Genomic DNA, 22234 nt, shown 5'->3' on the forward strand with positions numbered 1-22234 from the left:
TAGTTTATGTATGGAAACAATAATTTTAGACAAAATAAAGACCGTAGAATTCAGGGAATATGAGGTGAAAAAGCCAAGACATATTTTCGAAAATCTGATTGAGGAATTTAGAAAAGATATTCCGGAAGATATCCAGGCAGGATTGTTTTACTATATGAACCTGTCTGAAAAATCACTTTCTGCTTTCCGTACAGGGAATACCACCTTAGGAAATTACCTTTATTCAAAAATGCAAAGTATGAATAACTATTTCATAGAGCCTATTCATCAGGGGATGATAAGCTTAGACTATGCTTTGCTTGCGTATAAAAATTACGTGGAAAATGATTTTGTACTGGCAGAGAAAAATATTGACAAGGCTATTGAAAGTGCTTTATTTCAGAGTAATACGTTTCCTTATTTTGCCATAATTATTGGAGAACAATCACTTAATAAAATCAGAATTTTTGCACGTACTCAAAATGAAGAACGGTACAAGACAGAAGTCCTGAAGATATTGGCTTTTTTTATGTTTAACCAACATGAAAATGAGAGCTGCAAAAATCTGGCTGAAGATCTTCCCCTTATTGATAAGCAGGGGATGTTAAAACATATCATTAACAACTCTTACATTGCCATTCTTAAATCTTTGCAGGATGAGAAAAAAACAAGGCTGATATTTCAGCAGATCTTTAATACTCTGCTAAGACAAAATGAACTTTCAGGCGATCAGGAAAATTTACTGATAACCATGCGCTGTATTGATAAAATTGAAGATGAAGATTTTTTAGATTATCTGAATGAGAATTTTTCTCATATTAAAAGTTCTCCTCAGAAATTAGTGAAAATTATAATAGAAAATTATTTAGATAAAATATCCAATAACCAGCAATTAGTTAATGACGAAGAATTTACTAAAAAGCTAAAAACACTAGGCATAACAATTTAACTTATTATTGTGTTCAACAAATTTCCCTTTTATTCCCAAATAGAACAGATGGATTGCGGTCCGGTTTGCCTTAAGATTATTCTAAAATATTATGGTAAAGATTGTGATCTGGTATATCTGAGAAATCTTACTGAAGTTACCCGATCCGGGGTTACTCTGGCTGATATTAATGATGCTGGCAAAAAGTTGTATTTTCATACAACTCCCTTTAAGGTTTCTTTGTCTACACTGAATCAGGATGTGCATTTACCCTGCATTTTACATTGGGAGCAGGAGCATTTTGTTGTACTCTATAAAATCAAAAATAATTTTTATTATATCTCAGATCCCAAATATGGCAGACTAAAGCTTAAAAAAGAGCAGTTTGTAAAGCTTTGGATTTCGTCTACAGATAACGAAGGGATTGGATTACAATTAATCCCGAAAGAAGAGTTTGTTGAGTTTAAACCTCCTTTTGAACAACAGGATTTAAAAATTTTCAAAAGCTATATTCGTTCAGTTTTAGAAAAGCAAAATTTCAAAATTGGACTGCTGATTTTTTTAATTACCATAAGTTCCGTAATTTCCTACATCTTTCCTCAGCTGATTCAGAAGATGTTTGATGAAGGAATGAAGTCGAAAGAAGGAAAAGTGATCATGGGAATTTTCGGATTTCAGATGCTTTTGTATGGAGGACAGATACTCATCAATATCCTTCAGAATTTTGTAGGAGTACACTTTAGCTCACAGGTGAGTATTAAAATGCTGAATGACTTGCTGCAGAAAACAGTCAGACTTCCGGTCTCTTTTTTCGAAAACAGATTATATACAGATCTATTACAGAAAATAGAAGAACAGTCAAAAATAGAACAGTTATTAACCAGACAATTGTTATCGAATATTTTATCAGTTTTTTTACTGATTGTACTAATAATAAGGCTTTTAATATATAACCAGTATATAGCATTGGGTTTTTTGGGAATTGCCGTTTTTTCCACCGTATGGATTTACTTGTTTCATAACAAAAGAAGGATTATAGATTATTATGCCTTTAAATTAAATTCAGAAAGCAAAAATCATCTTGTTGAGATGATTACCGGGATGGTTTCCGTTAAAATTAGTAATGCTCATATTTCAAGAATATCAAAGTGGGAAGAGCTTCAGAAAAAAATATATAAGACCAAAGTAAAAAGTCTTATCCTGGATATTTATCAAACCAATGTTACCAGCATTATTAAACAGTTATTTATATTTTCAACTACCTTTTTTTGCGTGTATTGGGTATCACTTGGGAAAATGACAGTTGGTGAGATGCTTAGTATAGGATATATAATAGGTATTGCTTCCGCACCCATAGAAAACCTGGTCGCTTTTTTTCGCTCATTTCAGGATTCAAGTTTAGTGTATAAAAGAGTTCAGGAAATTTTACAGCAAACCGATGAAAACCTAAATTTAAAAGACGGAGATCAGGCTCTGCTGAGAAAAGATATTAGTTTAAATAATCTATGGTTCAAGTATCCGGGGGGACATCAACCCTATGTTTTAAAAAACATCAATTTTAAAATTCCTAACGGGAAAGTTCTTGCCATAGTTGGAGAAAGCGGAAGTGGGAAAACTACATTATCCAAACTTCTTCTGGGATTTTATCCCTCTTCAGAAGGAGATCTGAACATCGGACAAGAAGAGCTGTTTCAGATCAATCATGATTGGTGGAGAAGCAATTGTGGAGTTGTTCTTCAGGACTCATACATATTCAGCGGAACCATAAGAGACAATATTGCTATGCAGGAAGACGCAGATGAAAAATTATTGATCAGTGCTTGTAAATTAGCCAATATATACGAAATGATTCAAAGTCTTCCTTTAGGATTTGACACCAAAATAGGAGCCGCAGGAGATGATTTAAGCGGTGGACAGAAACAACGTATTCTAATTGCAAGAGCGGTATATAAAAATCCGGATTTTATTTTCTTTGATGAAGCTACTTCTGCACTGGATGCAGAAAATGAAAAAATTATACATGATAATTTGCAGGAGTTTTTTAAAGGAAGAACTGTTGTTATCATTGCACACCGTTTATCCACAGTGAAAAGTGCAGACAATATAATTGTTTTAAAAAAGGGAGAAGTTGTAGAGCAGGGTAACCACCAGGAATTAGTATCCAAAAAAGGAGAATATTTTAATTTGGTCAGAAACCAGCTGGAATTAGGAGAATAAAAGAAAACTTAGAGACCTTAAATAATATATTTGATGAAAACAAATTCTCTTCTATAGAACTTGTTGAAAAAAGGAAGCCGGAAGGTTTCCTTTTGTGTATGCCCATTACAGCAATATTTGCATAATTTAATTTCTTATGCATAACATTAAACATTTGTTTAAAAAATCATAAAATACATTTAAAATTCAGTTAACAACCTTCTTCTCCAGATACTGTTGCTTTGCAAAAAAAGTAATGATGGAAAACAACCACCAATTCAACAGAAGAAGATTTCTTAAAAATTCACTATTGGCAGCCGGAGGAATTTTTCTTGCTCCTCTTATTGAAAGTTGCAGTGATGATTTTACTGAAAATGGAAATGCTCCCGATAATCTTCAAAACGGAGGTTTCGAATCCGGGGTAGCGAGTTTTGATCCCAGCGCAACAGGAATTATTATCTGGACCCGATATTCAAAAGGAACTGATGCCGAGATTACATGGGAAATCAGTAAAAACAGTAACTTTTCAGAAGTGGTAAGAAGAGGGCAGGCGAATGCCACAGTTGTTAATGATTTTACTATAGCAGTAGACGTTCAGAATATCTCTTCCAACACAAAATATTACTATAGATTCTATAACGTTAAAACTAAGGAAGTCAGTGTAACAGGAGAGACTCTTACTTTACCTTCAAAGTCAGATGCTGTAGGTGAAGTAAAAATGGCAGTGGTGTCTTGTTCCAACTTTCCTGCCGGACTTTTCAATGTATACGGTGCGATTGCAAAATCTGAAGCTGATGTTGTAGTACATCTTGGGGACTATATTTATGAATATGCTCCGGGACAATATGGAACGAATCCTTACACCAACCAGTTAGGAAGAGCACATCAGCCAGCGAAGGAAATTCTTAACCTCAGCGATTACAGAGAAAGATACAGGCAGTACAGAGGAGATAAGAATCTTCAGCTTCTTCATCAGAAAAAACCGTTCATCTGTGTTTGGGATGATCATGAATTTGCTAATGATACCTATAAATCCGGAGCAGAAAACCATCAGCCTAACGAAGGAGATTTTCAGGCAAGAAAAATGGCAGCTTTCCAGGCATATAGCGAATATATACCTCTTAAAACGGGGAAAGATATGAGAATTTACAGAAGTTTCAACTTCGGAAATATCGTTTCACTTTATATGATGGATACAAGGGTGATTGCCAGAGATAAGCAAATGGAATATTCCGATTACCTTGATAGCACTGGGAATTTTAATCAGGTACAGTTTAAAACAGATTTTTTAAGTACGAACAGAAAACTGATCGGAAATGAGCAGATGGCGTGGCTAGGCTCTCAGATCAATAGCGATACAGCAAAATGGAAAGTGCTTGGACAGCAGATTTTAATGACTAAAATGATGGTTCCTGCAGAACTTCTGATGCTGTTGAATCAAATTCTGGCAGAAATTAAACAACATGGAAGCGCACAGCCGGCAACCATGCAGGCCCTTCAGAATACCATCACTCAACTGATTATTCTTAAAACAAGACACCAGCAGCAGGACCCAACACTGACTCCGCAGGAAATTGCAAGAATTACAACTACTTTACCCTACAATCTGGACGCATGGGATGGATATTTCATGGAAAGAGAACAGCTTTATTCCCTTCTTGCAGGAAAAAATGTAGTGGTATTAGCAGGAGATACTCACAATGCGTGGTTAGGAAAACTGAACGATGCACAAGGTAAATTCATCGGGACAGAGCTTGCTTGCAGTTCCGTTTCTTCTCCTGGTCTTGAAGGATATCTGGGAATCACTTCAGATCCGACAAAAGCGATAGAGCTGGCACAGGCATTTTCATTACTGATTGACGATCTGGATTATGCCAATCTTTATAAAAGAGGATATCTGCATGTGAAATTTACCTCAGGAAGTTCAGTCGCAGAATGGAGATTTGTAGATAATGTTATTTCTGATACCTATAATGTAAGTACAGAAAAAACCTATACCATTTCATAGTTTCAATAATCATATCTTATTTTCAATTTAGTAAAAAGAGTCACGGTGTACTACGGTGGCTCTTTTGTATTATAGTTTGGAAGCTGGAAGCAGGAGGAGAGAAGTTATGGAGATCATAACAAAAGCTACTCTTCAACTTTATTATTTTTTTATGGAAAATTTCATGGATTTTACGATAACTGCCAGAAATTATCAGACTAACAGTTGCTTCCAGCCTCCTGCTTCCAGCTTCCATCTTTACCAGAGTTTACTTAATTTTTTCGTATCTTGAACAGATGCAAGAGGAAGTAAGAAAAGATTTTTTGCCATTAGTTTCTAAAACATGGTGGTTCATGACCTTGTTGACCAGGACTTTTGGGATACTTTTATTGTTGGTAGCGTTTCTGATCATAGTAGGATTGCCTGTTGTGATGAGTGATAAACTGGTCATATTTGTTATCGTAGCCATACTATATTATCCGGCACTTGCTTTCGGTTTATATCGTTTTTTTCTTTACCAACGGAGAATCAGAAAAAGAATAGTCAGAAAGATAGAGGTTGATGATAAAGGAGTTCACTATGAGAGAGCCGATGGAACGATAGATAAAATTTTGTACGACAACCTGAAAAAATATTCCTTTTCTGATGAATATGATGTGAGTATCAGCCCAAGGCACAAAACTTATATATTGAAAGTAAATGACAATGGCTCGGTAGCAGAAGTTGACTTCAATGGAATGGATGCAGGTTACACTACTTATATTGGAAATTTGAAATCTTTACGAAGAAGATATATCCAGGGAATTGTGCATTTTCGACCAGATTTGCGCATAAATCCTTTGGTGTATGATGTCTATTATATTAACCCTGTTGATTTTACTTTCGATCATAAAAAGTTTTGGGCAGAATTTGGGAAGGTTTTTGCAATAATGATCCTATTCTGTTTAGTATTGGGAACCATCATGATCGCATTGGTTAAATGGCTTTTTTAAGAATTTCTCATTGATTAATGAAGAATGTAAATTTCATATCCTTTTCATTTTATTTTTACATCTCAAAATCTTATGCTTATATTTATTTTATATTAAGGTTTGCCGGTCAATGAAATAGAGTGTATTTCTCTAGAAACTATGGCTGGATTTAAAATTAAATGAATGAAAAGTTTAAAAAAACAGCTCGGACAGTTTCCCGATGAAAAAAGAAAAGAATATTTCAGTACACTGCCCAATTATCTCAACGGACGATTTCAGAATATATTAACAACCCCGGCACTGTTAGAAGGAGAAAGCATGACTAAATTACTTCTTCAAAGCTTGTGCAAAGTAGAAAATACATCACCAAAAACAGTTCTCCCGTTTGTAGTAACTGACCTTAAGAATCTTCAGCCGGATGAAAATGTGTTGGTGTGGTTTGGGCACAGCTCCTATTTCATACAGGTGGATAGAAAGAAATTTCTTATAGATCCTGTTTTCAGTGGAAATGCTTCCCCAATGCCCGGTTCTATAAAAGCTTTTCAGGGAGCAGATTATTACAAACCCGAACATATGCCGGATATAGATTTTCTGCTTATTTCCCATGACCATTGGGATCATCTTGATTATAAAACTGTTCAGGAATTAAAAGATAAGGTCGGTAAAGTTATTTGTGGTCTGGGAACAGGACAACATTTCGAATACTGGGGATGGAGTTTTGATACAATTATTGAAAAAAACTGGTGGGAAAGTATAGATATTGCAGAAGGTTTCAGAGTCACACTCACTCCGGCAAGACACTTTTCCGGAAGATTACTGAACCGTAATATATCACTCTGGACTTCTTTTGTTTTAAAAACTCCGACTAAAAATCTGTTTTTGGGTGGGGACAGCGGCTATGGAAATCATTTTACAGAAATTGGGGAAAAATACGGACCATTTGATTTAGCGGTAATGGAAACCGGACAGTATAATGAAAAGTGGCCTTACATTCATACATTACCAGATCAGTTGATGACAGAAATAAAAGAACTGAAAGCCCAAAACTTTATTCCGGTACACAATTCTAAATTTAAACTGGCTCAGCATACCTGGTATGAGCCTTTGGAATTGGCTTCTAAACATGCGGAAGAAAATAATATCAGTATAAGTCTTCCAATGATCGGGGAAAAATTAAAGCTGGATCAATTAGGAACAATAAGCTGGAAAAAATGGTGGGAAGAATACAGGTAAATAAATTACAAGTAATACATTCCTTTAATTTTAAAATATAAAAACCTGCCCATCACTGAGCAGGTTTTTTCCTTCTTATCAAAAAAATAATCACTACAAAGGCTCCTTATGGTTGACCTTGGAATGAATAATATCGTAAAATACGGCTGGGTTAGCAGCATCAGGGGTAATTCTGTAAGTAAAGGTAGTTTCGTTCAGGACGAGAATATCCACAACACGGGTAAAAGTAGGAGTGGTAAGGGTTCTTTTCTTTCCATCCGGAGAAATAGACCATGTTCCTTCAGATCTCAAGACATCATTTAACCCAAAAATTTTAAAAGTTCCGTTGGCCTTGAAGTAAGAATATCCTACAAATCCGGCTACACTGGCATCATTCAATGCAACATTATTTCCGCTTTTATCCTTAGCGCCAGTCGTTTCCCATGGCGTAGAAGCCAGAGTAAGCTGTCCATTGGTTGGCTCAGCATGAGAGGTTTTGGTATGGATGATATCATAGTAAACTGACTGATCACTGGAGTTAGGACGGATTCTGTACGTAAATTCATTTTTGTTCAAAATAAGAATTTCAACGTTACGGGTGAAAATAGTGGTTCCATCAGGGTTTAATGCTGCAATAGTTCTTGTCTTTCCCTGAGCATCTACAGACCATGTTCCCATAGATCTTAATACGTCAGTCAGATTATAAATTGCAAACTTTCCATCTGCTTTGAAATAAGCAAAACCAACATATCCGGCTACGCTGGCATCGGTAAGAGCTACGTTATTTCCATTTTTATCTTTGGCTCCTGTAGTTTCCCATGGAGTAGAAGACAGTACCTGTGAGGGAGTCTGCTGCTCAATACTTATTTCATTGTCGTCATTTGAACATGAAACAAATGATGCCGATAGCAATACGGCTGCTGACAGATAACATAATTTTTTCAGTGTATTCATAAGGGTATTTTTTAAGTCTTTGCAAACTTATTCCTAATAAATATCAATGTGTTGTACGAAATATCTCTTTTGTTGTAGAAAACATAACAGATCCCAGATTAGAATGAGAAGAATAATATCATTGACAAATTTAACAATCAAAGGTGTGAAATTCCTATCCTTTGGAGGGGTGTCAAAAATTCAAAGAATTTTTGACGGGGTGGTTTCTAACATCCACCAAAAACTCTATTTTTGAGTATGAATAACAGAAACCGTGGAAAAAATACAGGTGATGATACCTTATTTGGCTCAGAAAAACAGATCTCCAAACTGAGACTAGCTGTTGAAGACATGCAGTATCTGTTGAGCAGAGAGTATCCGGAAAAAGCGGCTTCAGATCTTGTGGGTAACCGATATAGACTGAAAACCCGTCAGATACAAGCTCTTCGGGGAGCATCTGCATCCACTCAACAGCTTCATAACAGACAGTTGAAGCATGTTGATGCTTCAGATTTAAAAGATAAAACGGTATATCTTGATGGGTTTAATGTTCTTATCTTACTGGAAAGTCTGCTTTCTGAAGCTTTTATTTTTGAAGGATTGGATGGCTGCATCCGTGATCTTTCAGGAGTCCATGGAACTTATAAAAGAGTGAATCAAACCTTAAGAGCAATAGAATTGGTAGCTTCTTTTTACCGGAAAAATCAGATTCATCAATTGGTATGGATCTTTGATCAACCGGTTTCCAACAGTGGAAGAATCAAACAGATTATTCTGGAATTTGCAGAAGAGCATCATCTCAACTGGGAGGCAGATCTGCAATACAATCCCGATAAATTCCTGGCAGAAAGTTCCGCAATTATTATTTCCTCAGATGCCTGGATTCTGGATCACTGTAAAGAATGGTTTAACCTGATCGGATATTTGATTACAGAAGAAAATCTTCCTGCTAATCTGATCAAAATGGCGTAAAATATGAATCTGTTTGAACCCTATATTGCCCTGTTTTCCGAAACATGGAAAGCTCAGTACAAAGCCCTTTTAGCAAAAGAACATCTGGAAGATCTGGAAAAAAATATTGACCGATTTAAAGAAGGAAGCTTAGATTGGGATTTTCCCTATTTTAATGAAGAAATAAAGATCAACAGACAAGAAAGCTTTGAAAAACTGATGAAGATTCTTGAAAATGATAATTCTGATGAGGTAAAAGCCAAACTTCTGGAAGAAATTCCTTTTGAACATTGGCTGAATGTTTTGGGACAAAGAGTAACCTCTGCCAGTATCCGTGATGAAAGTGCTATTCCGCCTTTGAAAGCAACGTTGATCAATGCCTGCAAAGAACCGTTCAACAATGAAATTACCATTGCACAAAGAGCCTGGGAAAAGCATATTGGAAGAATGGATGATGATTTCTGGGGAGAAATAAAAGGGGATAACCAACAGAAGCAGGAAAAAGTAATGGCAAAAATCAACGATATTCTTGACAATAAAACCTGGTGGAATGTTTTCTTCCATTACAAACATGAACTTGTCTTTGAAGTTCGGGAAAAAGAAGGCCATGGAATCCGCTGGAGCCACGGAGGAACAAAGCTGATCGGTTTTCTCGAAAAATTTATCAACGAATAAGTTATCCACAAACATCTGCGCCATCTGTGTAATCCGTGGAAAAATAAAAACGCTCGCAGATTATGCAGATGACGCAGATTTTCTAATCGTAAAGTATTTTGTTTTTTACTTTTTTACTGCGTAAAAACATTGCGCACCATGCTTTTAGTTTTGCAGACATAAAACAGAAGCTATGAATCAATCAGAACAAAAGTTTTCAAACAGGATTCTGTCAGTTTCCATTTTATATTTAGAAATTAACATCGAATAAAAATTAAAAAACAAATGAACATTTATATTGATATTGGCATTAATCTGACCAATAAACAGTTCTATAATGAACACGAAGAAATTATCAACCGGGCTTTGGATCATGGTGTTGAACATATGATTCTCACAGGAACCAGCGTACGCGGAAGCAAAGAATCTGCGGAAATTGCAGAAGAATATCCCGAAATTCTATTTTCAACAGCCGGAATTCATCCTCACGATGCCAAATCTTTTAATGAACAAAGCATCAGTGAACTCAGAAAACTATTAAAACAGGATCATGTGATTTCGGTAGGAGAGTGCGGCCTTGACTTCGATCGTGATTTTTCTCCCAGGCCCATTCAGGAAAAATGTTATCAGGCCCAGCTTGAACTCGCCATTGAAGTGAATAAACCCCTTTTTCTTCACGAAAGGTCAGCTTTTAAAAGATTCAATGAAATCACAGATGACTATCTTTCAAGATTACCTGAAGCCGTTGTACACTGCTTTACCGGAACATTAAACGAAGCAAAAATCTATCTGGATAAAGGATTTTATTTAGGATTTACAGGAGCTATCAGTGATGAAAAAAGATTTAAACATCTCGAAGACGTTATTAAATATACACCTCTTGACAGGATGATGATTGAGACGGACGCTCCATTTATGCTTCCGAAAAATATGCCGAGAATACAGAACAGGCGAAATGAACCTTCATTTTTACCTTATGTAGCACAAACCATTGCCTATCTGAAGAAGATCAGCATTTCTGAAGTAGCAGATGAGACTACAGAAACGGCCAGAAATTTTTTCAGACTATAAAAAAGAGCTCTACTGATAAAGTAAAGCTCTTTTTTTATAATTAATTTATTTCTTACAAACTCTTTATTGCCGATTCCAAAGCCAGTTCCATCATAGGATTCAAAGCTGTTTCTCTTGCGTCAGCAGAGATTTTCTCATGGGTAGGGATAATATCCGTTACGGTAAGAATTGTTGCTGCATTTTTTCCTAAATGCTGAGCATTGGCAAATAAACCAAAAGCTTCCATTTCTACTGCAGGACAGTTGTATTTTGTAGCAATTTCAGGAGTATTAGGATCTTTTCTGTAGAAAATATCACTACTATGAATATTGATTGCTTTAGCATTTAAAGATAAATCTTTAGCCGTTTCATTGATGGTGTTAAAGATATTCCCCTGGTGAGAAAGAATTTCGTCTTCAATTCCCCATGCGTATTTGGCATACGTACTTTCGCTGGCCGCTTTATCAATATTTAAAATATCAAAAAGTTGAAGATCTGTATTGTAAGCACCACAAGTTCCGATTCTGATGATCGTATCTACTTCATATTCTGTAAACAACTCAAAAGAATAGATTCCGATACTTGGGAACCCCATTCCACTCGCTCCTACAGTGATTTCTTTACCTTTATAAAGCCCTGTATAATAAAAAATACCTCTGGTTTTGCTTACCAGTTTAGCATTTTCTAAATAATTTTCAGCAATATACTGTGCACGAAGCGGATCCCCCGGCTGCAATACTACTTTAGCAATTTCTCCTTTTTTTGCACTGATGTGAATACTCATAATGTTTTTTTGAATGCGACAAAGATAATAACTTTTAGTTTGTTTCTGTAATTGCGAAAATGGAAACAATGAAACCATCTCTTCTTAATAAAATATATAAGATATTATTAATAAATGCTTTAAATAATATTTAAAATAAAGTCCTTTGTATAATCCAAAACCTAACCTTGTAAATACAGAACAACAAAATAATAACGTAGAGCAGGCATCGTGAAAGTAGTCCGGCTACTTTTGCAGAAGAAAAACATTTAAAATTTTAAAAATGAAAATCGAACATATTGCCATTTGGGTTAAAGATCTTGAAAAATCCAGAGCATTTTATCAGAGATATTTCGGAGCGGTTTCCAATGAAAAATATCATAATCCTGTTAAAAATTTTCAATCCTATTTTTTAAGCTTTGAGAATGGCTGCCGTCTTGAAATCATGACCAGACCGGATATCAAAGAAAGTGAAAATTCTTACGAATCCCAGCAGTATGGAATTATTCATCTTGCATTTTCTGTAGACAATAAACAAAAAGTAGACGAACTTACAGAAATACTGAGAAAAGATGGATATAAAGTGGCAGGAGAACCACGTACAACTGGAGACGGATATTACGAAAGCGTGATCCTTGATCCCGAAAATAATATCATTGAAATTGTATCACAGTAAGTCATTGCGAGAAGCTTTAGCAACGAAGCAATCTTTATAGTAATGAATACGTAATTTCAAACCTTATAGGTTTTAAAACCTATAAGGTTTAGATTGTAAGATTTATTTTGCTGAAAATCTCACATTGAGCGAAGTCGAAATGTTCTCATGCCTTAAAAACAACAAAATACTAATAAACCTTTGCGCCTTCCAACCTTATAATTAATCCAAAGAATCCATATTTAACAAGAATCTTCTTCATAAAAATTTTATTCTCAACGAAATAATTTTATTTTTGTTAGATCATGGAAACCAAGTCACCGTTTTTAGACACGATCTTTTTGCTTCGTAAAGAAGAATGTATTACTCTTTTTTCAAACTTACAGCAAATTTCCCCTCAGGAAGAGGCGGAAGCTGGAGATTATTTTGAAACTGAATTCGAAAAAGAAAGACTTGAGTTTTTGTCAGATCGATTAACCTGCAATAAAGAAACCGCTGTTTGGGCTGCCAAATTGTTCTACCATAGTGTACAGCTTTATCTCATTAGAGAAAATACAGAAAAAAACATTGACAAGCTTATTCCCCAATTCAAAGGAACACGGGATATTCCTTCTATCTTATCTGCAGATTTATCCCTGAGATTTTTGCCACAGGTAATAGTTGCCTTAAATACAGTTGATCCTGAAGATCCACTGATTGTCCTACTTGAAAATATTCTGACACAGTTTCATTATTCCGGAATTGGGTATGATCTTGATCTGAAGAACGTGAACTGGACAGAAGAACTGAAAGACAATACATACAGAAAACTCTATCTGGAAAGAATTGTTGAAAAAAGAGATTATAAACTGGCGGAAATTCCGTTCATTAATAAACAACTAATAGCCGAATTCGGAATGCACAAAGATGCATTCTGGCGAGAACTAAAAACTACAACCGAAGACCACAATGAAAACGTATGAGAAAGTATTTGAATTTTTAACCGATCCTACAAAAGAAACATTCCTGAAATGCCGTGAACTGGTGATCAATAATCCGGAATATGATCCCTATTCCGAAGATATTGAAAACATGCAGGATTTACTGAATGAAAGTAAATTTGAAGAGGTTATACAATATGTCAACGTCAATATTTTACTGAGTCCAAGAGCGCATATCTGTAAATATTTTGCTTACAAAGAGCTGGGTGATGAAAAAGGAAGGAATATTGAAATGACCATAGCACAGCTTATTTTTGAATGCCTTGAAAAAACAGGAGACGGAACCCAAGATTCTCCTTATATGATCACAAGAATTTCCGACGAAAGAGATCTGATCAGGCATCACCTCAATAAACAGGATGTTTCACAAAGTCTGGTCAAGGATGGAGATAAAATCATGGATGCCCTTACACTGGATGACGGAACACAGCTGTATTTCGATATCAAAGTGCCTTATCAGAGACTGGCTTTTTCATTCAGTAAAAGAAATGAACAGGCAGAAAATAAAGACGAAGAGAAAAACCCGAAGAAAAAGTGGTGGAAATTTTAATTTTTAAAATCAATGAACCAGAATATAAATCAGCTTAATACAGTCCTTAACTACGTAAAAGATACTTTTGTAGGTAAAAATGATGTCGTAGATCTGTTGGGAATATGCCTGTTGGCAAGAGAAAATGCATTTTTATACGGACCTCCGGGTACAGCAAAATCTGCGATTGTCAGAACATTGGCCAAAACAGTGAAAGACGGAAAAAACTTTGAATATTTACTTACCCGTTTTACAGAACCGAACGAGATTTTCGGACCTTTTGATATCAGAAAACTGAAGGAAGGAGAGCTTCTGACCAATACAGAAGGAATGATGCCCGAAGCTTCCATGGTTTTCCTGGATGAGATTTTCAATGCGAACTCGGCAATTTTGAATTCCCTTCTGACGGCACTCAACGAAAAAATATTTAAAAGAGGAAAAGAAACCAAACACCTTCCTGCACTGATGTTTGTAGGAGCAAGTAACGTTCTTCCGGAAGATGAAGCATTGAATGCATTATTTGACCGTTTTCTGGTAAGAATTAACGTAGACTATGTCAATCCCGAACTCTTACAACAGGTACTTTTGGCCGGAAGAAAACTGGAAAACGAAGAAGAAACGGAAGTTCCGGAAATTCATGCTGACGAAATCAGACAATTACAAAAACTGTGTAGAACCATAGATCTTAAACCCATTTATGAAGTCTATCTGAACACAATCATGAGCCTCAGAAATACAGGGATTGCCATTTCAGACCGTAGAGCGGTGAAACTTCAGAATCTGATTGCCGCAAGCGCCCTGATCTGTGGAAGAAAAGAAGCCGTACTTTCTGATTTGTGGGTGTTGAAGCATATCTGGGATACCGAAGAACAGATCGAAATTCTGGAAGGAATTATCAACAGGACCATTGAGAAAGATGATCATCCGGATTCCCATCCACAGGCCATGCAAAACAAAACTCCCAATCCTGAGGAAGTCATGAAAGATGTGAAAATTCTTGTAGAAAAATGGAATGGAGGAACATTGAGTTTTGAAGAACAGAATGTAATAAAAGATAAACTGAGATATTTACAGACCCGTTGTGACTGGATCAGAAATCCGGAACAGAAGCAGTATATCCAGCAAGAAATTGAAAGCTTATGGCAGAAGATTCTTCAAAGCGTTTAAAAGAATTCTGGGCGGAAATTCCCCGTGCTGATGAAGATTTTCTGGGCTCAATCAGAGACTGGAAGAATATTCAGATTGCTGTAGAGGATGAAACGATCTGGCTGAAAGGTTTTACCGAAGAACAGGCGACAGCCTCAGAAATACAACAATTGCCAGACTTTATTTTATATGAACTTCGTGATGGGCTTTTATTCAGAAAAGAGGCTTTGGTTCCCAGTAAAAAGATGAGAACAGCACTGCTTTGGATTCCTATAGATAAAGCATTGCAGCTTAGTCTTCCCCCTTCGAACCAAAACTATTTTGGGATTCATGAACAGGTTCAGATACAACTAAAAGAAAGTAATGAAGAACAGCCGGCCATCGCTTTACTCTGTAATATTGCTGATATTAAAGACCGTATGGTAGCATTGCCAAAATTTAAACTTGAAAAAATACAATGGACTTTGCTGGGAGATAAAGCCCTGTTTGTAGGAATTCCTTTACTCAGCTTTCCCGGAAAAACCTATTGGACCAAAGACAGACATTTACTGCCAGCCGGTCTGGATTTTGAATTTAAAAATGTAAGCCCATTGTTGCAGCAGAAATATAATAAAGAGCAGGAAGGATGGCTTTTATGGGATGAAAATGGGGACTGTATTTTAATAAAAGATGCCGATTTCCGTCCATTGTCCGTGAGCTCATTCCGTCTTACTGAAAAATCAAGAGAATGGAATTAAAAACGTATTTCCAGTCCTACGAAAATTACTTTTGGGAATGGAAAACAGATGAAGATGTTCCCAGAGATTCCGGTTATCATGACAACAATCTCCTCTCGGTACCGGGAGTGGGAGCCATTGCTTACAGACCTTATGTAATGGAGATTTTGAATTATCTTCAGCCCGTGGGATGGCCTCCGTTCGGAGCATTGCTTATGGTTTTATATGCAATGCAGGATGGCTATACAGATTTTGCAGGTCCATTAAGACGCACAGCAGAGTTTTATAGCGGAGAGGATTTTGAATTCAGTGTGGAAAAACAAATTGAATTTCTTGAAAAAATAAAATCACTTCCCAAAACTTATAAACAAAGACAGAACAGAATTGTACTGCTGCAGACTCTTTTTGAAAACGGACACAACAGATTGTCTCCAAGTCTTTCCGATGGTTTTTTAAGATTTTATTATAAAAGACCACATGAACTTGCTTCCAGTGCAGAAAAACATGATGAAGGTTCATCAGCTTTAAACAAAGATTTAAGTGCTTTGAATCTGAACGAAAAATTTCCTACGGTACAATCCATCATTGATGCCATGAAAGGACTGATTCATGAGCCGGAACTGGATGATGAGGTGGTAGAAGAAGAGACAACTGCAGATTCCGGTAAAGATTTTATCAAAGAATTAATTGATGAACCAAAGACTTTTCAGGTGGGAAGCCTTATCAAGAGAATCTGGAGTGGTTTGAAAATTCCAATGCGTCATCTTTCTCCTGGAGAGCAGCCTATCGGAGGCATTTCTGATATGACCAACAAAGGCGATTTTCACAGGATGCTTCTTTCCGAATTTGCCAATGAAGATGATGTCTTTATGAATCGTGTTGCCAATAACGAAGCACTTTATATTCAAAGAGAAATTCCACCCGAAGAAAATATTTTTGAAAGAATTATCCTGATTGATACTTCCCTTAGAAACTGGGGAACACCAAAGGTATTGGCTTATGCCTCTGCAATAGCTGTTATTAAACATCCCAAAGCCCATTCTGAATGTAAAGTTCTTGCTTTAGGGCAGGCAGCAATTCCGATTTCGCTGAATAAAGTGGAAGAAGTGGTGGAAAACCTTAACCAGGTAAGTCCGGTTCTGGAAGTTTCGGAAGCATTGGAGAAGTTTTTTAACGAACATCATTCAGAAAAAGATATTGAAGTTTTCTTCATTACCCATCAGGATAATATGGCTGATGAGGAAATTCAGCGGGTTGTACATCAGAATAGGGATAAATTGAAGTTTTTGGTAACAACCGCTTCAGATGGTGAAATTAATTTTTACAAACATCACAAAGGAGCAAGAAAGCATATCCAGAAAATAAAACTTCCATTGCAGGAGCTGTGGGCCAATCCGCCGCAGCAAAAACAATCCACCCAGAACTTCAACGGAAAGAAAACGGATCTTCCACAAAACTATCCGATTCTATTTCCAACGCCTGTTAATAAGATCGCTAAGTTCTTATATGAAGGGGAATTTTTCATCTTGAGTTCAAAAAAGCAATTACTGAAAACTTACCTTTCTGATAATTATTACGACAGACATTCCTACGATTATTATAAAACATATCATGGCTGTGAAGTTTTGTTTGATAAAATTTCTATAAAACCAAAAGGACAGTTTGCCTTAGCAAAAAACAAACAGCAGCACTTTATTCTGTGTCAGTACCATCCTGAGCAGAAACTTATTTTAAAACTTAATCTTAATACCGGAGAATATTCTGACCAGAACCTTACCGGGATGAATATTCCGGAATCTTACAGATTGATTTATTTTGGACGGAATTTTTATCTCCATCATCCGGATAACGTTACTCATTATAAAATAAATATTGATGGGAACATTTCGGTAGAGCCTATTACCGGAAAGGATAAAGAATTTGAAAAAAATAATATAAAAGCAGAAGCGGAAGTTGCTAAACTGAAGGGAAGTGGATTGAAGGTGATCAATAATTTCAATAAAATAGGAATCAACAAGTATGAAAACCTCGTTATTTCCGGAAATGAATTATACAGTGCCTCGGAAAATACACTGGACTTTTCCAAAAATAAATTTGATATCAAAATTTTTGCAGAACAGAATAAAAATAAATTTACATTCCCTGACGGAAGTGAAATCATTACCGATTCCCGGGGAATGCTGACTTTCCGAAGCAGTAACAAAAGTATTGAAGAATTCTTTATTCCTTCTACACTGGGTGGTTTTCTTTCATTGGCTACCTATACCGAATTCGGAGGGTCAGAATATTATCTTCCGGAACATGCCTTGTTGAAAGTAAGAACAATGGATGATATGTGCGACAGGTTTTTAAAACCGTTTATAGAACAGATTTTGGATTATGGAGCTTAGAATAAAACCTTTCCCGAAAAATAACTATCCCAAAAAAGGACTTTTGATCAAAGGTTCTTCGCCTGTGGTATGGCTTCAGGAAATGGAAGTCCTTGGAATTAATTTACACCAGGTTAAATCTTATGCTATTCCGGCAGACAGCCCCAATGTGCTGTATGGATGTTTTCTTATTTTTGATGACCATGTTCCACAGGAAATAGGACGAAATAGCTACTTTCAAAAGGTGGATGACAGACTTTTCATCCCTGAAAATACAACCTTTTATCCCAAAATAAATCCTGAAGATTGGGTACAGCTTGATTCTCGTTTTCTGATTATGCATCCCGAATTCGGATTGGTAAAACTCTCAGAAGAAATCGACTGGATTTCATTAATTCAACAGCCGGAAACCATAAATGAAACCATCAGAAAACCACTGAACGGAGTTTCAATCCCTCAAAAGATTGAAAGCTACACGGTTGAAATGGATGATGAAAAAGTAATGGAAGCATTACAGCCCAAACAAACCGAAGAAGAATGGATGAACGACCTGCCATTTGATCTTAAAAAAGTAATGGCCGGAAATAAAAAAGAAATAGAGAAATATTTAAAATATATTGAGAAATATCCTGAAAGAGCTGTAGAATTGGGCGTTTCTCTCGATGTTATGGGAACTTCGAGAGGAGATGGATTTGGTAAATTTACCTGGCTGGAAGGATTATTTGGTGGTGCAGGAGGTAAAAAGGAGAGTGCAGGAACCCGAAATTTTCGCAGAGTATTTTGGGCAGTTATTATTGCAGCGATCGTTTTAAAGATTGCATTACCTTCAGATAAAAATAATGCTGAACAGAAAGAAGACACTCCTTCTTCAGGAAAGATAGCAAACAATGCGGTAAAAGCACCTTCAGATATGATTGCTTTCCAGTCCGGAACTTCGGAAATTGATCTTAAAATAGATTCAATGTATCACCAGCAGAGAAAGGGATTATCCAAAGAGCTTATTCATGCAGGAATTATAGAATCAAAAACGAAAGAAGACAAAGAAAATTATAAGAAAGGCGGTGGAAGAGATGTAAGTGAAATAGGAAGAGATATCGAAAAGCTTGTTAATAATGAAAAACAAAGCAGAGATTCCCTCAAAACCATTTACACCCAAAAAATTACAAAACATCTTGAACAAAAAACTGAAAACCTGAAACGTAAAATTTCAGATTCTCTAAAGCAATACACCAAAGGAAAACCGGTGAATGGTGATGTTGTAAAATATCTTCTGAAAAAGAAAAAGGCATTGATGGCTGATTCATTAGGGAAACTTTACGGTACACTGGATATCGTAGATCCTTCTTCTGCTTCAATCGACAAATCTAAAGTAAAAGGAGTGGGTTCAGAAGGAACTCCTTTAGAAAAAGAAGCTCCCGTTTCAGATATTCTGTATATGGTAATCCTGATGATTGCCGGAGTAGGATTGTACTCATTCCTGTTTAAAAATAAATCGTTAAACCTTGGTGGAGACAATGTACCCGGCTGGGTAAAGTTTGTTTTAATAGCAATTCTTGTAGCCATGCTGGTGTATTTATTTTACCCGTTGGTAAAAATGTTTGGATACAACTGGTTTGTATGGGTTCTGGTAATTTGCGTGTTGTTACTCCTTTACCGTCTGTTTAGAGAAGATAAAACCATTTTAAACTCCGATGATGATGAATAGACAGAAATTTATAGACAAATTTATAGCAGCATTCGTGCTGCTGGCCATGTTCAAGGTTGTCGGAATTGTAGCTCAGTTATTCCATGAAAGTTTCTGGAGCGTACTGGGAACATTGGGAATTTTCTTAATTGTAGCCTTCATCATTCTTCTTGTGATCACTTCTTTAAAAGATAAGGAGCAAAACAACAGGAATTCATCAGGAAGAAAAGGCAGCGGAAGTAGCAGTTTCTATCTGGAAAATTCACTCTTTGACAGAATCAGAAGCAAATATGAAGAACTTGCCGAAAAATACATCGCCGAAAAAGACTATAAAAAAGCAGCAAGAGTTTATATGAATCTTTTGCAGGATAACTACAGGGGAGCAAAAACATTGGAAAATGGGGGATTCTACAATGAAGCAGCTGTTGTATACCTTAAAAAACTCAACAATAAATCCGATGCTGCAGCCTGCTATGAAAAAGCCAAACAACATAAGAAAGCCATTGATCTTTACAAAGAAATGGAGCAGAAAGAAAAAGTAGGAGATCTTTATAAAGAAATCAACGATCTCAGAAATGCCCATTATTATTATCAGATAGTAGCGGATGATTATGTGAAAAACAGCCAGATGGTAAAAGCTTCTTTAGTGTACCGCAAAAAGATGGAAAAAACAGAAGATGCTCAGGAAGTACTGTTAAAAGGATGGGAAGAAGATAAAGACGCTTTCAATTGTTTGAATAACTACTTCGCCAATATCTTTGACATTAAAAAACTGGAATCAGAAATTCTGAATTTATATGAAAAAACTCCAGCCAATAAAAAGATTACTTATCTGGATGCTATGAAATATGAATTTAAAAAATCTCAAGAGCTGCATGCTGTAACAAGAAATATAGCCTATGAAATTATTGCTGAAAAAGTAAACACCCGTTCTGAAATTGTTAATGAACTGAAATTTTTCAACCCCAATGATGAAGTGATTCTGAAAGATATTTCAAGATTCAAAACAGGAAGAAACAAAATGTTCAGGAACTAAATATTTAAAGATTGAATCAATTAAAAAATAAATAAAACTTCTGCTTCATCAAATCAATTTTTAATTGATTCTTCATAGCTCCCTAAAAATAAGAAACTCCTGAAATTAAAACATTGCGTTGAAGATAGCATGGCAATTCTGTTTTGTTGGAAAATAGCAAAGGCGTTAAAAATTAACGTTACTGCAATTTTCTTGAGCCTTTGCGTGCCGAAAACCTTCCCCAAATTGTGAATATTATAAAATAATACTAAAAAAGATTTATCTTTGCACCAGAAAATTATGACAATACAAAGAGCACATATCTATGCAGAACTATGCGAAAGTCCTTCTAACAAAGGATTATTCGGACGTGATGAGGTGATATGGAATGAGGCGAAATGTGCTGACTTTGGAAATTATTTACTATAAACTTGTAAAAAATTAATCAAAATACAACAGAAACGCCTCGGAAAACCGAGGCGTTTTTTGTTTTTTAGGTCAGAAATTATTTAGAATGAAAAAAAATAACCATAAACATGAAAAATTTTTAATAAACAATGAAACTTTAATACGATAAAATAGAGTGATAAGCAACCCGGTGAGAGACAGTCATTTAGGTAATTAAGATATCTGCAAAATATTGCGGACAGAAATTCTCTATTCTAAAAATAACATGTAATTGATTGATTATCAATATTTTAATTTGAAAATTTATTTGCAGGTTAAAAAAAATCATATTTACTTTGCAACCGAAAATTGAAAGCAACAGGTTTTCAGGATTCAATTAAAAATAATTTAGAAACAAACAAAAATAAAATGAAACAGTTACACAACATATTCAATCGATATTCAAGACTATTCGGACAGGAGCCGACAGGTTTTGCGTGTATTCTTGAAAGTGGAATTGTGGATAAAAGGTGCTTATATACGTGGGTCAGCTAATGATCTCTTACGTTTAAATATATGAAGCGCCTCCCGAAAAGAGGCGCTTTTTTTTATGGTTTCTTTAGCTTATTTGGTAAAGCGCCGGTCTGTGGAACCGGAGAACAGGGTTCGATCCCCGGAGATACCCAATGGAGAAAATCTCATGGCTCAATTGGATAGAGCGTCGGTTTACGACACCGAAGGTTGAAGGTTCGAGTCCTTCTGAGATTACAAAGAATGTGAATTTTGAAATTAGCAAGCCAAGCAAATTGATTATTCACAAAACCAAAACAATCTCATAGCTCAAATGGTTAGAGCACCGGTCTTTTAAACCGGGGGTTGAAAGTTCAAATCTTTCTGGGGTTACAAAAACGGTTCCGTAGCTCAACTGGATAGAGCATGGGTTTTCTAAACCCAGGGTTAGAGGTTCGAATCCTCTCGGAATCACAAAAAGGTTCATGGAAACTTTCCCATCCGGCTGTCTCCCGGAAAAGAAACAGAAATGAACCCTAAAGCTGGAAAGATAACGGTGGTTGTTTACCCGTCTTGGACGCGGGAGGCCGCAAGTTCGAATCTTGCTTTCCAGACAATT

Annotated in this window: 19 protein-coding genes and 5 tRNA genes; 22 read left to right on the top strand and 2 right to left on the bottom strand. The window is 36.0% G+C overall.

The window, feature by feature from the left end:
• Window positions 1-10: 10 nt before the first annotated feature.
• The 5 genes from ACKTTZ_RS12345 to ACKTTZ_RS12365 all read left to right on the top strand — a co-directional run bounded on the left by ACKTTZ_RS12345 (window position 11) and on the right by ACKTTZ_RS12365 (window position 7294).
• Window positions 11-928 (top strand): hypothetical protein, encoded by a 918-nt coding sequence (locus ACKTTZ_RS12345; protein WP_034693486.1) that lies wholly within the window; start codon window positions 11-13, stop codon window positions 926-928.
• Window positions 929-976: 48 nt separating this feature from the next.
• The gene (locus tag ACKTTZ_RS12350) at window positions 977-3124 is read left to right on the top strand and encodes a peptidase domain-containing ABC transporter (RefSeq protein ID WP_051934249.1); all 2148 of its coding nucleotides are present in this window, start codon (window positions 977-979) and stop codon (window positions 3122-3124) included.
• 235 nt (window positions 3125-3359) lie between these two features.
• Entirely contained in the window at window positions 3360-5111 is a 1752-nt protein-coding gene (locus tag ACKTTZ_RS12355; protein ID WP_051934250.1) for an alkaline phosphatase, read from the top strand.
• Window positions 5112-5386: 275 nt separating this feature from the next.
• On the top strand, window positions 5387-6082 hold the full coding sequence (locus ACKTTZ_RS12360; protein ID WP_407849056.1) for a hypothetical protein: 696 nt from the start codon (window positions 5387-5389) through the stop codon (window positions 6080-6082).
• A gap of 162 nt (window positions 6083-6244) precedes the next feature.
• The gene (locus ACKTTZ_RS12365; RefSeq protein WP_407849058.1) at window positions 6245-7294 is read left to right on the top strand and encodes an MBL fold metallo-hydrolase; all 1050 of its coding nucleotides are present in this window, start codon (window positions 6245-6247) and stop codon (window positions 7292-7294) included.
• A gap of 93 nt (window positions 7295-7387) precedes the next feature.
• Here the strand turns inward: ACKTTZ_RS12365 and ACKTTZ_RS12370 are convergent, their stop codons facing one another.
• Window positions 7388-8227, bottom strand: coding sequence for a DUF4822 domain-containing protein (locus ACKTTZ_RS12370; protein ID WP_407849060.1), 840 nt, complete (start codon window positions 8225-8227; stop codon window positions 7388-7390).
• 237 nt (window positions 8228-8464) lie between these two features.
• Between ACKTTZ_RS12370 and ACKTTZ_RS12375 the strand changes: the two genes are divergently transcribed.
• The 3 genes from ACKTTZ_RS12375 (at window position 8465) to ACKTTZ_RS12385 (ending at window position 10882) form a co-directional block, all read left to right on the top strand.
• On the top strand, window positions 8465-9178 hold the full coding sequence (locus tag ACKTTZ_RS12375; protein WP_407849062.1) for a DUF434 domain-containing protein: 714 nt from the start codon (window positions 8465-8467) through the stop codon (window positions 9176-9178).
• Between the two features lie 3 nt (window positions 9179-9181).
• Entirely contained in the window at window positions 9182-9832 is a 651-nt protein-coding gene (locus ACKTTZ_RS12380) for a hypothetical protein (protein WP_407849064.1), read from the top strand.
• Window positions 9833-10096: 264 nt separating this feature from the next.
• Entirely contained in the window at window positions 10097-10882 is a 786-nt protein-coding gene (locus tag ACKTTZ_RS12385; RefSeq protein WP_407849066.1) for a TatD family hydrolase, read from the top strand.
• A 52-nt stretch (window positions 10883-10934) separates the two neighbouring features.
• Here the strand turns inward: ACKTTZ_RS12385 and deoD are convergent, their stop codons facing one another.
• Window positions 10935-11645, bottom strand: coding sequence for a purine-nucleoside phosphorylase (gene deoD, locus ACKTTZ_RS12390; protein ID WP_407849068.1), 711 nt, complete (start codon window positions 11643-11645; stop codon window positions 10935-10937).
• 262 nt (window positions 11646-11907) lie between these two features.
• Here deoD and ACKTTZ_RS12395 point away from each other — a divergent pair, with 262 nt between their 5' ends.
• The 14 genes from ACKTTZ_RS12395 to ACKTTZ_RS12460 all read left to right on the top strand — a co-directional run bounded on the left by ACKTTZ_RS12395 (window position 11908) and on the right by ACKTTZ_RS12460 (window position 22229).
• Window positions 11908-12300, top strand: coding sequence for a VOC family protein (locus ACKTTZ_RS12395; RefSeq protein ID WP_034693508.1), 393 nt, complete (start codon window positions 11908-11910; stop codon window positions 12298-12300).
• Window positions 12301-12584: 284 nt separating this feature from the next.
• A complete protein-coding gene (locus ACKTTZ_RS12400) occupies window positions 12585-13241 on the top strand; it encodes a hypothetical protein (protein ID WP_407849070.1) in 657 nt (218 codons plus the stop codon).
• On the top strand, window positions 13228-13809 hold the full coding sequence (locus tag ACKTTZ_RS12405; protein ID WP_034693511.1) for a DUF4919 domain-containing protein: 582 nt from the start codon (window positions 13228-13230) through the stop codon (window positions 13807-13809). Before ACKTTZ_RS12400 ends, ACKTTZ_RS12405 begins: the two co-directional genes overlap by 14 nt.
• Before the next feature lie 12 nt (window positions 13810-13821).
• Window positions 13822-14955 carry an AAA family ATPase gene (locus ACKTTZ_RS12410; RefSeq protein ID WP_034693513.1) on the top strand — a complete coding sequence of 378 codons (1134 nt, stop codon included), beginning with the start codon at window positions 13822-13824 and terminating at the stop codon, window positions 14953-14955.
• On the top strand, window positions 14928-15671 hold the full coding sequence (locus ACKTTZ_RS12415; RefSeq protein ID WP_253316247.1) for a hypothetical protein: 744 nt from the start codon (window positions 14928-14930) through the stop codon (window positions 15669-15671). Before ACKTTZ_RS12410 ends, ACKTTZ_RS12415 begins: the two co-directional genes overlap by 28 nt.
• Window positions 15662-18040: a hypothetical protein gene (locus tag ACKTTZ_RS12420; RefSeq protein ID WP_407849073.1), complete on the top strand. Its 2379-nt coding sequence runs from the start codon at window positions 15662-15664 to the stop codon at window positions 18038-18040. Before ACKTTZ_RS12415 ends, ACKTTZ_RS12420 begins: the two co-directional genes overlap by 10 nt.
• Window positions 18030-19724, top strand: coding sequence for a hypothetical protein (locus ACKTTZ_RS12425; RefSeq protein WP_034693519.1), 1695 nt, complete (start codon window positions 18030-18032; stop codon window positions 19722-19724). The genes ACKTTZ_RS12420 and ACKTTZ_RS12425 overlap by 11 nt, the downstream gene beginning before the upstream one ends.
• Window positions 19711-20739: a hypothetical protein gene (locus ACKTTZ_RS12430; protein WP_407849075.1), complete on the top strand. Its 1029-nt coding sequence runs from the start codon at window positions 19711-19713 to the stop codon at window positions 20737-20739. The genes ACKTTZ_RS12425 and ACKTTZ_RS12430 overlap by 14 nt, the downstream gene beginning before the upstream one ends.
• A gap of 279 nt (window positions 20740-21018) precedes the next feature.
• On the top strand, window positions 21019-21147 hold the full coding sequence (locus tag ACKTTZ_RS12435) for a hypothetical protein (RefSeq protein WP_034693523.1): 129 nt from the start codon (window positions 21019-21021) through the stop codon (window positions 21145-21147).
• Window positions 21148-21723: 576 nt separating this feature from the next.
• A tRNA-His gene (locus ACKTTZ_RS12440) sits at window positions 21724-21791 on the top strand.
• 8 nt (window positions 21792-21799) lie between these two features.
• Window positions 21800-21873, top strand: a tRNA-Arg gene (locus ACKTTZ_RS12445).
• 61 nt (window positions 21874-21934) lie between these two features.
• Window positions 21935-22008: transfer RNA gene (locus tag ACKTTZ_RS12450), tRNA-Lys, on the top strand.
• Between the two features lie 7 nt (window positions 22009-22015).
• Window positions 22016-22089 (top strand) — tRNA-Arg (locus ACKTTZ_RS12455).
• A 68-nt stretch (window positions 22090-22157) separates the two neighbouring features.
• Window positions 22158-22229 (top strand) — tRNA-Pro (locus ACKTTZ_RS12460).
• Window positions 22230-22234 lie beyond the last annotated feature (5 nt).

Origin of the sequence: Chryseobacterium sp. KCF3-3, assembly GCF_045865955.1 — a bacterium.
Taxonomy (GTDB): Bacteria; Bacteroidota; Bacteroidia; order Flavobacteriales; family Weeksellaceae; genus Chryseobacterium.

What these genes read in the sequence shown, in the direction of transcription:
- ACKTTZ_RS12410 (WP_034693513.1), top strand. Translation starts at nt 13,822, where the DNA reads ATGAACCAGAATATAAATCAGCTTAATACAGTCCTTAACTACGTAAAA.
- ACKTTZ_RS12405 (WP_034693511.1), top strand. Translation starts at nt 13,228, where the DNA reads ATGAAAACGTATGAGAAAGTATTTGAATTTTTAACCGATCCTACAAAA.
- ACKTTZ_RS12435 (WP_034693523.1), top strand. Translation starts at nt 21,019, where the DNA reads ATGACAATACAAAGAGCACATATCTATGCAGAACTATGCGAAAGTCCT.
- ACKTTZ_RS12415 (WP_253316247.1), top strand. Translation starts at nt 14,928, where the DNA reads ATGGCAGAAGATTCTTCAAAGCGTTTAAAAGAATTCTGGGCGGAAATT.
- ACKTTZ_RS12355 (WP_051934250.1), top strand. Translation starts at nt 3,360, where the DNA reads ATGATGGAAAACAACCACCAATTCAACAGAAGAAGATTTCTTAAAAAT.
- ACKTTZ_RS12370 (WP_407849060.1), bottom strand. Translation starts at nt 8,227, where the DNA reads ATGAATACACTGAAAAAATTATGTTATCTGTCAGCAGCCGTATTGCTA.
- ACKTTZ_RS12365 (WP_407849058.1), top strand. Translation starts at nt 6,245, where the DNA reads ATGAAAAGTTTAAAAAAACAGCTCGGACAGTTTCCCGATGAAAAAAGA.
- ACKTTZ_RS12420 (WP_407849073.1), top strand. Translation starts at nt 15,662, where the DNA reads ATGGAATTAAAAACGTATTTCCAGTCCTACGAAAATTACTTTTGGGAA.
- ACKTTZ_RS12350 (WP_051934249.1), top strand. Translation starts at nt 977, where the DNA reads ATGGATTGCGGTCCGGTTTGCCTTAAGATTATTCTAAAATATTATGGT.
- ACKTTZ_RS12385 (WP_407849066.1), top strand. Translation starts at nt 10,097, where the DNA reads ATGAACATTTATATTGATATTGGCATTAATCTGACCAATAAACAGTTC.
- ACKTTZ_RS12395 (WP_034693508.1), top strand. Translation starts at nt 11,908, where the DNA reads ATGAAAATCGAACATATTGCCATTTGGGTTAAAGATCTTGAAAAATCC.
- ACKTTZ_RS12360 (WP_407849056.1), top strand. Translation starts at nt 5,387, where the DNA reads ATGCAAGAGGAAGTAAGAAAAGATTTTTTGCCATTAGTTTCTAAAACA.
- ACKTTZ_RS12345 (WP_034693486.1), top strand. Translation starts at nt 11, where the DNA reads ATGGAAACAATAATTTTAGACAAAATAAAGACCGTAGAATTCAGGGAA.
- ACKTTZ_RS12380 (WP_407849064.1), top strand. Translation starts at nt 9,182, where the DNA reads ATGAATCTGTTTGAACCCTATATTGCCCTGTTTTCCGAAACATGGAAA.
- ACKTTZ_RS12375 (WP_407849062.1), top strand. Translation starts at nt 8,465, where the DNA reads ATGAATAACAGAAACCGTGGAAAAAATACAGGTGATGATACCTTATTT.
- deoD (WP_407849068.1), bottom strand. Translation starts at nt 11,645, where the DNA reads ATGAGTATTCACATCAGTGCAAAAAAAGGAGAAATTGCTAAAGTAGTA.
- ACKTTZ_RS12430 (WP_407849075.1), top strand. Translation starts at nt 19,711, where the DNA reads ATGATGATGAATAGACAGAAATTTATAGACAAATTTATAGCAGCATTC.
- ACKTTZ_RS12425 (WP_034693519.1), top strand. Translation starts at nt 18,030, where the DNA reads ATGGAGCTTAGAATAAAACCTTTCCCGAAAAATAACTATCCCAAAAAA.
- ACKTTZ_RS12400 (WP_407849070.1), top strand. Translation starts at nt 12,585, where the DNA reads ATGGAAACCAAGTCACCGTTTTTAGACACGATCTTTTTGCTTCGTAAA.